Source organism: Streptomyces sp. NPDC002958 (assembly GCF_055563255.1).
The window spans coordinates 1-12,972 of record NZ_JBVHDS010000049.1 but is presented as its reverse complement, the minus strand read 5'-3'; the positions used below and the strand labels follow the sequence as shown (position 1 = coordinate 12,972).

11 protein-coding genes and 3 pseudogenes are annotated in these 12,972 nt (G+C 66.6%); 3 read left to right on the top strand and 11 right to left on the bottom strand.

Features of this window, described 5'->3' with window-relative positions:
* Window positions 1-316 precede the first annotated feature (316 nt).
* Entirely contained in the window at window positions 317-703 is a 387-nt protein-coding gene (locus ACZ3IC_RS33380; RefSeq protein ID WP_467422372.1) for a hypothetical protein, read from the bottom strand.
* 428 nt (window positions 704-1,131) lie between these two features.
* On the opposite strand from ACZ3IC_RS33380, the pseudogene ACZ3IC_RS33375 reads away from it, so the two are divergent.
* Window positions 1,132-1,404 (top strand): annotated as a pseudogene (locus ACZ3IC_RS33375) (transposase family protein); the annotation flags it as partial.
* 337 nt (window positions 1,405-1,741) lie between these two features.
* Here ACZ3IC_RS33375 and ACZ3IC_RS33370 read toward each other — a convergent pair.
* A pseudogene (locus ACZ3IC_RS33370) lies at window positions 1,742-2,013 on the bottom strand (transposase); the annotation flags it as partial.
* Between the two features lie 577 nt (window positions 2,014-2,590).
* On the opposite strand from ACZ3IC_RS33370, the gene ACZ3IC_RS33365 reads away from it, so the two are divergent.
* Window positions 2,591-5,431 carry a hypothetical protein gene (locus tag ACZ3IC_RS33365; protein ID WP_467422369.1) on the top strand — a complete coding sequence of 947 codons (2,841 nt, stop codon included), beginning with the start codon at window positions 2,591-2,593 and terminating at the stop codon, window positions 5,429-5,431.
* A 341-nt stretch (window positions 5,432-5,772) separates the two neighbouring features.
* Here the strand turns inward: ACZ3IC_RS33365 and ACZ3IC_RS33360 are convergent, their stop codons facing one another.
* The 7 genes from ACZ3IC_RS33360 to ACZ3IC_RS33330 form a co-directional block, all read right to left on the bottom strand.
* Window positions 5,773-5,898 carry an IS110 family transposase gene (locus ACZ3IC_RS33360; protein WP_467422374.1) on the bottom strand — a complete coding sequence of 42 codons (126 nt, stop codon included), beginning with the start codon at window positions 5,896-5,898 and terminating at the stop codon, window positions 5,773-5,775.
* Window positions 5,883-6,347 (bottom strand): IS110 family transposase, encoded by a 465-nt coding sequence (locus ACZ3IC_RS33355; RefSeq protein ID WP_467422367.1) that lies wholly within the window; start codon window positions 6,345-6,347, stop codon window positions 5,883-5,885. The genes ACZ3IC_RS33360 and ACZ3IC_RS33355 overlap by 16 nt, the downstream gene beginning before the upstream one ends.
* A gap of 376 nt (window positions 6,348-6,723) precedes the next feature.
* Window positions 6,724-7,530 carry a carbohydrate ABC transporter permease gene (locus tag ACZ3IC_RS33350; protein WP_467422365.1) on the bottom strand — a complete coding sequence of 269 codons (807 nt, stop codon included), beginning with the start codon at window positions 7,528-7,530 and terminating at the stop codon, window positions 6,724-6,726.
* A 125-nt stretch (window positions 7,531-7,655) separates the two neighbouring features.
* Complete coding sequence (locus tag ACZ3IC_RS33345) at window positions 7,656-8,678, bottom strand: ABC transporter ATP-binding protein (protein ID WP_467422363.1); 1,023 nt, start codon at window positions 8,676-8,678, stop codon at window positions 7,656-7,658.
* A gap of 2 nt (window positions 8,679-8,680) precedes the next feature.
* Window positions 8,681-9,463 (bottom strand): carbohydrate ABC transporter permease, encoded by a 783-nt coding sequence (locus ACZ3IC_RS33340; protein WP_467422361.1) that lies wholly within the window; start codon window positions 9,461-9,463, stop codon window positions 8,681-8,683.
* A 65-nt stretch (window positions 9,464-9,528) separates the two neighbouring features.
* Entirely contained in the window at window positions 9,529-9,783 is a 255-nt protein-coding gene (locus ACZ3IC_RS33335) for a hypothetical protein (RefSeq protein ID WP_467422359.1), read from the bottom strand.
* Window positions 9,784-9,968: 185 nt separating this feature from the next.
* Window positions 9,969-11,240 (bottom strand): ABC transporter substrate-binding protein, encoded by a 1,272-nt coding sequence (locus tag ACZ3IC_RS33330; protein WP_467422357.1) that lies wholly within the window; start codon window positions 11,238-11,240, stop codon window positions 9,969-9,971.
* 477 nt (window positions 11,241-11,717) lie between these two features.
* On the opposite strand from ACZ3IC_RS33330, the gene ACZ3IC_RS33325 reads away from it, so the two are divergent.
* Entirely contained in the window at window positions 11,718-11,921 is a 204-nt protein-coding gene (locus ACZ3IC_RS33325; RefSeq protein WP_467422355.1) for a hypothetical protein, read from the top strand.
* 190 nt (window positions 11,922-12,111) lie between these two features.
* Here ACZ3IC_RS33325 and ACZ3IC_RS33320 read toward each other — a convergent pair.
* Together ACZ3IC_RS33320 and ACZ3IC_RS33315 are read right to left on the bottom strand one after the other, a co-directional pair.
* Window positions 12,112-12,441, bottom strand: a pseudogene (locus ACZ3IC_RS33320) (catalase/peroxidase HPI); the annotation flags it as partial.
* Window positions 12,442-12,462: 21 nt separating this feature from the next.
* A complete protein-coding gene (locus ACZ3IC_RS33315; protein ID WP_467422352.1) occupies window positions 12,463-12,714 on the bottom strand; it encodes a hypothetical protein in 252 nt (83 codons plus the stop codon).
* Window positions 12,715-12,972 lie beyond the last annotated feature (258 nt).

The following is a 12,972-nucleotide window of genomic DNA, read 5'->3' as shown; positions in this document are numbered from 1 at the left end:
CCGGAGCGGGCAGAGGGCGCCCAGGATCCGTGTGTGACGACAGAGTACTGGTCGTGGGAGGCGGCCACGAGAGCGCTGGCCAGTGCGGCGAGGGGTTTCCCGATATTCGCCCAGACCATCCGCGATAAGCGCCACACCGCCTTGGGGATGGTGGTCGGTCGGTGACGGAGTACCACTTCGGGACGTACGGAGAGTGCCCCGATGATCCAACCCAGAGCAAGCATTCCTGGACAGGAAAGACTGCCGGCGCCGCCCTGATAGTCGGGGGGGGGGCTCACCCCCGGGCTCCCATGGAATCGTACGTGCCAGTCTCCCGTCATACGGCTCTTGTCGTTCTGGTCCTCAACCCTGCCGGGGCCGCCCAGGTCCAGTGAGCGAAGCACTTCGGGCGCGCCGTGTGGACTTGGGATAGGTAGTAGCCGGCCGGGGCGTTGGTGCCGGGAGAGACGAACAGCGGGTCGGCGAGCACGCTCGCGGTCGCGCCGGGTGGTTCTTGCAGGCCGTAGAAGAGGTTGTGGTCGAAGGCGAACCGGCCGGATCGCAGCCGGAGGGACGCGGTGCCTGTGCCGTGCTTGTGGATGATGTTGTTGGCGAAGTACACCTGGCGGGGCTGACTGTTGTTCTCGTTGACCACGACTTGGGAGACGCCGTCGGACCAGGTGTAGATGCCCTCACGGTCCACCGCCCGGAGGTTGTTGTCCACGATGCGCAGGTTCTCGTACTCGTAACACGTCGGTGCCGTGTGCCTTGCGCCTCGACGACGATGTCGCCGGATGCGGCACCGAACATGCCGTTGTCGGTGCGGGCCCGTCGAGGATGCCGCGCACGTCGTGGATGGCCTGTCCTCGCAGTTCGATGCCACGGACGGGCCCGGAGTCCTTCGCGAGCACGTACACGCCCCGTCGCGGAGCGGAGTTGTCGCCTGGGGCGGTGAGTTCGAGGTCGGGGAGTGGATGTGTTCCGCGTCGGACAGCAGCACGGCCTGCTGGGCACCGGCCGCGTCGATCCGTGGTGTGGTCCGGTCCGGATCGCCATAGGCGCCGACCCGGACCGGTCGGGCCGCGGTCCTCGTGCCGTTCGCCTCGCTGGCGACCGCCGCCTCGGAGCAGTCGACGAAATACTTCTGTGGGTGTTCCGGCGCCCTGCCCGGTGTGCGGGGTGCTGACGGGAAAGGTGCACGGGTATCACCGCCGGATGGTGGCGGATGTGCTGGTGGACGGCCGCCAGGTCGTGGTCCGCGTCCGGGTACGGCGCCTGGTCTGCCCGGTCCTGGGCTGCCGGCGGCAGACCTTCCGCGAGCAGATCCCAGGGCTGCTGGAGCGCCACCAACGCCGCACCATGCATCTGACCGGCCAGGTGTCGAAGGTGGTCAAGGAGTTATGCGGCCGGGCGGCCGCCCGGCTCTGTCCGCGCCCGTCTCCTACGCCACCGCCCTGGGGAGAGTCTGGAGTTCGGCTATCCGCTCCTGCGGCTGCCGGCCCTGGTCGAGTGCGGCACCCGCGGGCTCATAGCCGCCGCGTTCGGACCGGAGTCCGAGGGTGAACTCCTCTATGACAAGCGGCTTCTGACTGCCCTGGACAAGTCGATCTCCTGCTGGCCGACGCGGCCTTCGACGGCAACGAGTTCCTTGATGCCGTCCATCAGAGCGGGGCACGGTTCCTGGTGCGCTCCGGGGCCCGCCGCGTCCCCTCGCCCGCCGAGCACCTGGGTGAGCGTCAGATCACCCAATTCCGCTGAACAGCCGAGTCTGGCGGGCGACTGCGGCGATCAGGCCCTCCAGCAGCGCGGTGAGGAAACCGGCGTTCCTCCAGACCTGAAAGCGTCCGTAGACGGTCGGCCAAGGCCCGAACTCGCCCGGCATCTCTTGCCATTGCGCGCCTGTCCTGAACTGCCAGAGATCACCCCCTCGAACTGATCCCGCAGCCGCCCGGGGTACGGGCCGTACTCACCTATCGGCAGGAACGGCTCGATCGCCAACGTCCCATGCCTATAAAGGAGTTGCCTGCGCGTCACACTCGCCTTCCTGCCGGATTCGCCTTCCATGCGGATCTGGATCGGCAAGTTTAATCACGACATCACACAGGCCCTAGCGCAACGGTGTTGAATTCAGCGATGTACTTGTGCGCCTCGTCGACCACGAACAGTTTATTGAAGTGCTCGCCGTTGCATGCGTGCCTCGGTGAAGAGCTGAATTTAGGGAGTCGCGAATCTCCTCATGAAATAGACGGTCAGAAGCCTGTCCAGAAAACGCGAGCCCCCCACGTTCAATTCCGCCCGTCCGGCGAACGGGAAGGGGAACCTGGGGCTGCTCTGGCCGCGGTACGGCTTCGACCTGCACGCCGAGAGCACCGCCAAGGGTGGCACCACCGGCCACTTTGACCTCGACCCATTCCGGTGCCCCTGCGGACACCGACAAGACCGAGGCGGAGGCGTCCACCGACGACGGTGCCACCTGGCGCCCCGCAACGGTGAAGGCCGCCAGTGCGCGGTAGCCCATTGTCTGATCGACACGGCTCTGCAATCCTCGCTCGGTCGGCTATAGCTGCCCTGCCGGGCCGCCGGTCGACAGCGAACGCAGAAAGGAATTCACGTGACGCGCAGACGTCGCCAGTTGCTCGCCGCACTCGTGGCCGGGATACTCGCCATCCTGACCTGTGTAGTGGCAACTCAACCGTCAGAAACCGCAACACAGGCGAAGAGAGCCGAAACCGGCCAGGATCTGGACAAGCTGCACGAGGCCAGCCCTGGTGACCCATTCGAGGAAGGTTACGGCGAGGAAGGCGAGGAAGGCGAGGAAGGCGAGGAAGGCGAGGAAAACCCGGGAACCGCCGGGCAAGTCAAATTCCGCCAGCGCGCCTACCCCGGTGACACCATCACCATGGCGCAGGCGAACGGCACGCGCGCCGCCTACCGCTCCGCCAAGGGCCGACCGTTCCCCAAGGGCAAGGGACAGAAGGGCACCTGGGTCACGGTGGGGCCCAAGGAGGCGGTCTACCCGTACTCCCCGACCCGCGACTCGTCCAGCTATCTGCCCAACGAGTACGTCGCGGGTGGCCGTACCACCGATGTGGCGATCAGCCCCACCTGCGCACCGGGTCACTGCAAGATGTGGGTCACGGCCGCCGGTGGTGGCGTCTGGCGGACCGACAATGCGCTCGCCGACGAGCCGCACTGGCGGTACCTCGGCGGGCCGCTGGGCATCAACGCCGCCGGTACGGTGACCATCGACCGCAACGACGCCACCGGCAACACGGTCTACGTCGGCACTGGCGAGGCCAACGGCTGCTCCTCCGGTTGCGTGGCCGGCATCGGCATCTACAAGTCCACCAACGGTGGCGAAACCTGGACCGGGCCACTGGGCAAGGCGGAACTCGGTGGCAAGGGCATCAGCCAGATTTCGGTCAAGCCGGGTGACCCCCGTACGATTTACGCCAGCACCACCACCGCGATGCGCGGCGTGTCGAGCACCTGCTGCTCCGGGATCAGCCGTCCGGTGCCCGACGCGGCCAAGTGGGGCCTGTACAAGTCCACCGATGGTGGAGCCACCTGGACCTTCGTCCACAACGGGTCGGCCGATGCCGCGGAATGCACCGGCAGCCAAGCCGACTACAGCAACCAGACCGCTTGCTCGCCGACGGGTGTCGAGGGCGTCGAACTGGACCCCGCTAACCCGGAGATCGTGTACGCGTCCTCGTGGTCGCGGGGCATCTGGCGGTCGCCGGACGGTGGCACCACCTGGACGCAGATCAAGCCGTCGCTCAATGCGAAGATCGCTTATACCCGGGCCGCCTTCGACGTGACCCGGCTGCCGAACGGCAAGACCCGGATGTACGTCTACGAGGGCAACATGAGCCAGCCGGCCTCCCGGCTGTTCCGCAGCGATGACGTGGCCACCGGCGCCTCGACCTTCACCGATCTGACCAGCTCCGACACCGCCAACCCCGGGTTCGCCTGGCTCGGCCTCTGCGGCCAGCTGTGCTGGTACGACGTCTTTGTCCACACCCCGGAGGGGCACCCGGACATGGTCTACGTCGGCGGTTCCTACTCCTACGGTGAGTCCATAGCCAACAAGAAAGGGGTGATACTCTCCACCGACGCTGGGGTGAGTGGCACCGACATGACGTTCGACGGCACCGACGAACTGCATCCGAACGGCCTGCACCCGGATCAGATGGGCCTGGTGACGAACCCCAACAACCCGTTCCAGTTCTTTGAGGCCAGTGACGGCGGCATGATGCGGTCCAGTGGCACGATGGTCGACCGCTCGGCGTGGTGCGACAACCCTCGCCGGAAGCTAAACGAGAAAGGGCTACTCCGCTGCAGGCAGATGCTCTCCCGCATCCCGTCTGAGCTGCGCAGCCTCAACAAGGGACTGACCACATTGCAGTTCAACAGCGTGTCGGTCAGCCCGCACAACAGCAACCTGCTACAGGGCGGGACGCAGGACAACGGCACCTGGCAGACCGACGGCAGCCCGAGCCTGTGGCGGAACACCGCGATCGGCGACGGCGGCCAGTCGGGCTTCGACGTCGGCCGGCCGGAGTTCCGCTTCCACACCTTCTCCGGCACGGCTGTGGAAGTGAACTTCAACAACGGAAACAACGCCGACTGGATCTGGACCGCCGACCCGATCAATGGGAAGGCCTGGACCGAGTTCTACGCGCCGGTGATCAGCGACCCGGAGGTCAGCGGCACGATGTTCGCCGGCGCCGGGCGGTCGGTCTACCGGACCAAGACGTTCGGGCTCGGTGACCGGACGCTCGAGGAAGCCAATCGGCTCTGCAACACCAGGACCCGCGACCGCACCGTGCAGTGCGGCGACTGGGTCGAGCTCGGGTCCACCCCGCTCAACGCCGCTGCCTGGGGCGACCGGGCCGGGAGCGGTGTGGCGGCCGTCGAGCGCACCACCGCCGACAGCGCCACCGCCTGGGCGGCGACGACCACCGGCCGGGTTTTCATCTCCCGCAACGTCGATGCGGAGTCGGCGAACTCGGTCTCCTGGACCCGGATCGACGACGACGCGGTGACGCCGAACCGGTTCATCAGCAGCATCCACGTCGATCCCGCTGACGGAAACCACGCCTGGATCTCCTACAGCGGCTTCAACTCGGCCACGCCGACCGCCCCGGGGCACGTGTTCGAGGTCCGGTTCGACCCGGCGACCGGCAAGGCCAGCTGGACCGACCGCTCGTACGACTTCGGTGACCTGCCGGTCAATGACCTGGTGCGCGACGATGCTACCGGTGACCTCTACGCGGCGACCGACTTCGGCGTGCTGCGGCTCGCGGCCGGGACCACGACCTGGACCGAGAGTGCCCCGGGGATGCCCAACGTCGAGGTGGCGGGCCTGACCGTCGTGCCGGGCAAGCGGATCCTTTACGCCGCGACCCACGGGCTCGGAGCCTGGAGGCTCAATTTCGACTCTGAATGACACCGAGAGGGCGTTTGAAGAGCTCTTGTGGCGCTTCGTCACCCAGTGTCCCGGTAGTGACGGAGCGACTGACCTGCGATCTCGCCTCAACGTCGCCGAGCGCCTCGCCGTCCAGTCCGGGCTGCCGCGACAGGACTGTCGATATGTCCGATTGGGTAGACATCGAGGATGTTCCCACAACGGGGTGAACCACCGCGAAAGCTCAACGAGCGCCCTATGAAGAAGAACCGGGCGAGGGGCCGCACCCGCGGCCCCTCGCCCTACCCCTCGGCGACAGCGCGGCTTACGATGAGCTGATGCAGCATCCGGGCCGCTTGCGGACCGGATGCCGGTGGGGTCGATCAAGTGGGTACGGGCCCGGCCGGGCCCTCGCTGTTCTTTGCCCCGGACTGGACGGTTCTAGGATACAGCTTCGCCCAGGGCACCAGGGGTTCGGGGGTGGGGAAACGGCTCATGTCCGTGCCGATCTCGGCGAGGATGATCTGCGCGGTGGCCGGTCCGATGCCGGGGACGGAGTCAAGCCGGGCGGTACGAACGAAGCACGGACCATTCCGTGTTTGGCGAGCTTGGCCAGCCAGACCGCTTCCAGCTTGTCGGTCTTGGGCCTGCCGGGGACGTTCTTCACGTCGCGCGCGTTGGCCAGCCGGCATTCCAGTCCCCGGGCTTCCAGCACATGGAAGAACGGACGCCGGTACGATCCTGTCGCCTCCATCACCACCCGCTCGACCCCCTGGCAGATGAGCGTGTCGCCAAGTTCGAGGATCGCGTTCGTGGTCGAGGCGACCGTCCAGACCTTCCGGACACGGCAGCCCTCGATGGTGTCGTGCGGGACGCGCAGGCAGAGCATCCCGGAAGCCTTCGTGATGTCGATCGTCGCGACCCGCGCGACCGTTCCGTCGTCGTGGTCTTCGCCCAACTCCTCCACGATGTAGCCCCGGTTGCAGTTGTGCGGGCGGGGCTTCCCGGGGAGCCTTGAAGGGTGGCGGAGAAGCTGATCGGCGTGCTCAAAGCGATAGTGTGCGGCCCTTCGGGCGGCTAACTCACCAGACTCCTATGCGGGCTCACATCCCAGACATCGACCGGCGTCGACAGACAGCCCCACACCCGATTTTCACGCCCGCGAGGCGTCGTCATCCGCAGGTGAACGGCTGACTCCTATGAGGTCACAAGCGCCCGTCCGGCCGTGCGTGGTGATGCCCGGCGGGCCGACAAATCCCAAACAGGACAGCCGAAACGTCAGTCAGAGCACGGGTCGGACCCGCCAGCGACGTCACCACGTCACATCCTCACTGTCAGAGCGGCTCGAGAAGGCGCGTGCGGCGAAGAACGATCAGCTGAGCGGCCGCGACGGCGACAGCGCTGATCAGCAGCGTGATCGAGAGGGTGCTGGCATACCCGAGCTCGCCGTACAGGAATGCGCGGCGGTAGACGTAGAGCGGTGCCACCAGTGTCGCGGAGTGCGGTTCGCCGGCTGTGATCAGCAGGGCCGGGATGAATGTGGTGTGCAGGAGGAGGACGACGTCCCGCAGTGCGAGCAATGTAAGGATCGGTGCCATCAGCGGCAGCGTGATGCGTCTGAAGGTGAAGGTGCGTCCCGCGCCTTCCATGGCGGCGGCTTCGTGCAGGGAGCCTGGCAGGAGGCGGCGGGCTGCGAGGGCGACGAGGAAACCCTCGCCCATCTGGAGGGAGACGACGAGCGCGAGTCCGCCTCGTGCGGCAGCGGGGTCGGTGAACCAGCCGGGTGAGGGGAGGCCGAATGCTTCGAGGGCGAGAGGTAGCGGCCCGTAAAGAGGGTTGAGAAGCCAGAGCCACAGGAGAGCCCATGCGGCGTCAGGAATGATGGACGGCAGGAATACTGCGGTGCGGGCGACGCTGTTCACGCTGCTGCGGCGGTGGAGTAGGAGCGCGCAGCCGATGGCGAGTGCGGTTCGCAGGGGTATGGCGATGGCTGCGATCTTGGCCGAGTTGGCGAGAGAGTGCCAGAAGGTTTCGTCGGTGGCGAGTCGGTGCCAGTTGTCGAGGCCGGTGAATGAGGGGGCGCCGAAGCCGTAGTAGTCGGTGAAGGCGAGCCATGCCGAGCCGATGAGTGGGATGCCCACCAGAAGGGCTGTGGCGGCGAGCCATGGTAGGGCCAGTGCTGTCGGCCGATGTCTGAGTGAGGGTGTGCGCGCGATGCCCCATCTGCGGTGAGGGGTGGGCCGAGTGGGTTGGCAGTGTTGTTCGTTCATGCGGTGCGCGGTCCTTCGGCCGAAGCGAAGTGGTGTTCGTCGGCGTTGCTCCAGGTGATGCCGGTCTCGCTTCCGGGCCGGGGCACACCGGCCGAGGACGGCACCCTGACCAGAATGCGTGTGGTGTCGGGGCACACGACGTGAAGGACCGTCTCTTCGCCGCTTGGTTCCACGGCGGCGATGCGTCCCGTCAGATGCCCGTGTCCGGCCTGTGCCAGGTGTGTGCGCTCAGGTCGGATGCCAGTCACCGGACCGTTCTCGCGGCCCAGTGCTTCGGGTGGCAGCAGGTTCATCGGCAGAGTTCCGATGAAGCGTGCGATGAATGCCGTGCTCGGGCGCGCGTAGAGCTCGTCAGGTGTGCCCACCTGCTCGATGCGGCCTGCTCGGACGACGGCGATACGGTCGCCCAAAGCAAGTGCCTCGGTCTGGTCATGAGTGACGTAAAGCATCGACACGCCCAGGCGGCGCTGGAGTTCGCGGATTTCGACGCGCGTGCGCAGTCGCCGGTCGGGGTCGAGGTTGGCGAGAGGTTCGTCGAGGAGGAAGGCCTTGGGTCGGCGGACCATGGCCCGGGCGAGTGCTACGCGTTGGCGTTCTCCGCCTGACAGTTCGCGGGGGTACCGGGCCAGAGCTGCGGTGAGGCCGAGCATGGCTGCGGCCTGGTGGACGTCCGTGGTGATCTGGGTCTTGGGCACGCCTCGGGCGCGTTGGCCGAAGGCGATGTTCTCGGTGACGGTGAGGTGGGGGAAGAGTGCGTAGTCCTGGAAGACCAGTGAAATGTCTCGATCGCCTGGTGCGGCCGTCGTGACGTCGCGTCCGCCAATCTCGATTCGGCCGGCGTCGAGTGCCTCGAGTCCGGCGATTGCTCTGAGCAGAGTGCTCTTTCCGGAACCTGACGGTCCTACGACCACCATGAGCTCGCCCCTGGCCACGTGCAGATCGACCTCGGTCAGGGCGGTGATGGGCTGCTTACGGCGTGAGCGGTAGGACTTGTGTGCACCGTGGATTGCGATGCCCATGGTCATGTCTCCAAGTCGCGGCGGGCGAGCGTTCGTTGTGCGGCGAGGAAAACGAGCGCGGCGGGGGCGGTGGCCATGACGGCTGCTGCCATGTAGAGCGGATGCAGTGTCGGCTCGAGTGCGGAGAGGGCGCGCAGGCCGAGTGCGAGCGGCCAGTCGTCCTCCGTGGTGAGCAGGATGAGCGGGTCGATGAAGTTCCCCCAGTAGGAGGCGAAGGCGAGCGCGGCCACGGCGAACATGGTCGGCCGGGCGAGCGGGAATGCGACCGACCTCCAGATACGAAACACCGATGCCTGTTCGATTGCCGCGACCTCGTACAAGGACCGTGGGATGCGGTGGTAGGCGAGTGCGAAGAGCAGCACGTAGAACGGTGTGGTTCCCATGATCGCGGGCAGCGCGACGACGAGGGTGTGGTCGGTCAGCCCCAGCTGTTCCAGCATCACCTTGCGCGGCACCCACATGGCGGACGCGGGCATGCTGAGCACCACCAGCGCCAAACCGATCAGCAGGCGTCGTACGGCGGGGCGCGCCATGACGATCGCAAACCCGGCCCAGGAAGCGACAAGTACGGTGACTGGTACCGCGGTTGACACGATGAGGACCGAGTTCAGCAGCTGTTGGCCGAGCGAGATCAGCCCGGCAGCGGTTTCGTAGTTACTCGACCAGAGCACGTCCGGCAGGAGTTCGAGCCCGCCAGGGGGTGGCAGTCCAGGCTTGCGCAGCGAGCCGACGACCATGATGGCCAGCGGGAAGAAGAACACGAACCCGACCATGCCGGCTGCCAAGGCCCTTCCTGCCGTGCTGCCACGGAGTCGGGCCGGTCGTCGTACATGTGCCCGCTGATGCACTGTCATTTCGGGGGGCCCGGTAGTTCCACAACCACGATGACCTGGCCGCACGACCCCTCGCTCATGCTGACGAACCCTTGGCCGTGGGGTGTTTGGATGAAGATCTCCGCGTCGATTCCGTCATTCTGCTTGCTGAGGACGGTGAAGCCGGCTTGGTCCGCCAGCTTGTGCATGTGTCCGAAGGCATCCCGGATCGATTCCCGGGTGGAGATCACCACATAGGTGAAGTCGTGCTGCTTGCGGACGACGGTGACCACGCCGAGCTCGCCAACCTTGAGCTCGGACGGTATGTCCGAGATGTTGGCTGCCGGGCTGGGACCCGGGCAGGTGGCAGCGACTTCTGCCGCGCCGGGCCCGGGTCCGGCGCTTGCCGTGGGATGGGTGCAGGCCGTCAGCAGGGCTACGCCGGCCCCTGCGGTGATCAGCCCTGACAGAAGTCTCCTCATCGGGTGCCGTCACTGGAGGTGAACAACGGCCGGGTGCGCTCGTCGATCCGCTTGATCACGTCATCCAGGGGTGCACCGTCGTGGAAGGCGCGGGCCAGTTCCTCGCCGGCTATGTCCTCGATCTCCGGCCAGGTTGCCAGGACCGGGAGGCTCTTGAGATGCGGAAGGCCGTCGAGGAACGCCTGGGAGTTGGCCGGCTTCTTGACAGGGGCGAGGAAGGCCGACGAGTTGGCGACCTCGCGCAGGGAGGGCACCACACGTCCGCTCAACGAGGTGATCCGCTGGCCGTCCTTCCCGGTGGCGTAGGCGATGAAGCGGGCGGCTTCGTCGTGGTGCTTCGACTTGCGGGCGATGCAGTAGGCGTCCGAGTGCAGGACGCCGGCCGGCTTGCGGAGCACCGGCAGGGCGGCAACGTCCCAGTCGAGACCCTGTACTTCGCGCAGGGCCGGGGTGTCCCTACGGGAACCGAGGTACATCGCGAGCTTGCCGGAGGCGAATCGGGCCTCCAGGTCCTGACCCGCGAGCTCGGTCCTGTCCGGTCCTGCTCCCTCGTCCCGCACGAGCTGCACCAGCGACTCCAGGGTCTGCCGAGCAGCGGGCGTGTCGAGCGTGAGTCGCGTCGGGTGCTGGGGGTCGTCGACGATGTCACCGCCGTTGCTCCAGATGAACGGAGCAAGGCGAACGATGGAGGGTTCCATTCCCAGGCCATGGACGCCGTCGCCGGTGAGGCGGATGGCCGCTTCCTTGAACTGCTCGAAGGTCCACCCCGGCTTCGGGGCCTGCACACCCGCCTTGGCGAACAGTGTGCGGTTGTAGTAGACGACCAGCGAGGAGAGGTTCTGGGGCATGCACTGCACCTGCCCGTCGTACGTGAACGCGCTGATCGGCTGCTCGTAGTAGTCCGCTGTGTCCACGCCGAGGCCGGCCAGGCGAGGGCCGATCGGTTCGATGGCACCGCGGGCCGCGAACTGGGCGTACTCCCGGTAGTTGATCAGGAAGACGTCCGGCGGGTTGCCGCCGGCGAACGCCGTCGACAGGCGGGTGAGGTGATCGGATTTCTCCGCGACGGGCACGAGTTGCACCTTCGTCCCGGGATGGCTCTGCTCGTAGGCCTTCGCTATCGCGCTGTATCCGGCAGTCTCACCCGGCTCGCCCGAGACCTGGACACGGATGGTCGTGCCGGCGCTGGTGGCGGGCGTGGCAGTGGTTCCGCAGCCGACCAGGAGGGCAGCGACGCCTGTCGCGAGGGCTATTCGACGCTTGATCATCTTTCTCACTTTTCTCTGTACGCAGCTGCACATCAGCTGAGCCCTGCCACCTCTCACCGTCTCCTTGCGAGTTCCGGTAAGCCCGCAGCATGGAGTCGACGCAGGTGGTAGCTGACATCGGCTTGCAATTCGCCGAGGTCTCGGGCTGTCCCGGCGGAGCTCCTCGCACGGCCAGTGCGAAGTGACAGCAGGCGAAGTCTCAGTGGATGAGCGAGAGCGCGCAGACTGACCACGTCGGAGGCTGGTTCCGTTTCGGACACAGGCGGGATCTTGTCGCAAGCCTGCCGCAACGTCAACGGGCAACCGCGCGCCACCTGCGCCAACGCGGGATCAAGGCGAGAAATGCTCAAGTCCTGTGGATCGGCCTCGGGCTGGAAGCGAAGGGCGTACCTTCCCGAGTGATCGATCGAGGTTTGGGCGGCCACGAACCGGCGCCACTTCGCTGTTCAGGGCGTAGAACCGCTCACCTGGGAGATCGTGCACCCGCACCGGGAGCCGGCGCGCCACTCGCTGTTGCTGCTCATGCTGGCGCTGTACGACGCGGTCGGCAATCCGCTGCGACGGCTGGGCGACCGCGACATACGCCGCGTGGACCTGTACGCATGGCTGCTCGCGGAGTTCGTCCGCCGCGAGGTCGGTACCGGTCCTGGGTGTCGCATTACTGCTGACGGGTGGCGGTAGGGCGCGGTTGGCGGCGGTAGGGCTCGGGTCGTGATGGGGGACCGGAGCGGGTCCAGGGCTGTTGGGGTTCGATTCGGAGGGGGGACCTGAACCATTCACCAACCAACCCTGGATGACCGGCGAAATCGGGCTCTCCTGGTCAACTGAGGACGTCCAGGTTGGTCGGCGCAGGCCGACCTGGACGTCATGGTCAGGCGAGATCGAACCGGTCGAGGTTCATCACCCTGTTCCACGCCGCGACGAAGTCGTTCACGAACTTCCCCTTCGCGTCGTCGCTCGCGTAGACCTCCGCGAGCGCGCGCAGCTCGGAGTTCGACCCGAAGACGAGGTCGGCACGGCTGCCGGTCCACTTGACCTCGCCGGTGGCGGCGTCGCGACCTTCGAACGTGTTCGCGTCCTCGGACGTCGTCGTTCACGTCGTGCCCAGGTCGAGCAGGTTGACGAAGAAGTCGTTGGTCAGAGACCCGGGGGTCGTGGTGAAGACGCCGAGCGGCGACTGCTGGTGGTTCGCGCCCAGGATCACGAAACGGACGCCCGCCGACTACGCCGAAACCCTGCGGCATGGCCGGAGATCGGCGATCAAGGTTGCGACCTGGGCGGATGATTTATCGGCACCCGCAGTGTGGTCATAGGTGTAGTCCCCGTCGGACAACAGCCGGTTACGCTCGTCGAAGATGGCGGTCTTCACGCCGTTCCTGACACGATTACCACTGTCGTCCCTGCGGTGACCGATCGACAACACGGCGCGAAGCTCCTGGTGGACACGGGTGACCTTGGTCGTGAACCCGTCCACCAGGAGCTTCGTCGTTCACTGAAGCCCCGCGTGTGTCGACCGGCCCGGCTCACCGCCAGGTGGGAAAGGGCTCAGCGTCCGTCGGTGACGACGTCGCCGGCCCAGACCCAGTAGTCGGTGAGTGCTCCGGCGCTGATGCGGCACATCGGTCTGCCGTTGACGAGGCACTGTCACGTTGACTGGCCGGGTGGGATGATCTTCTGGTTGGTCGCGCCGGGGAGGGATTCGTTCGTGTCGTCCGCGTCGCCGTCGTACAAG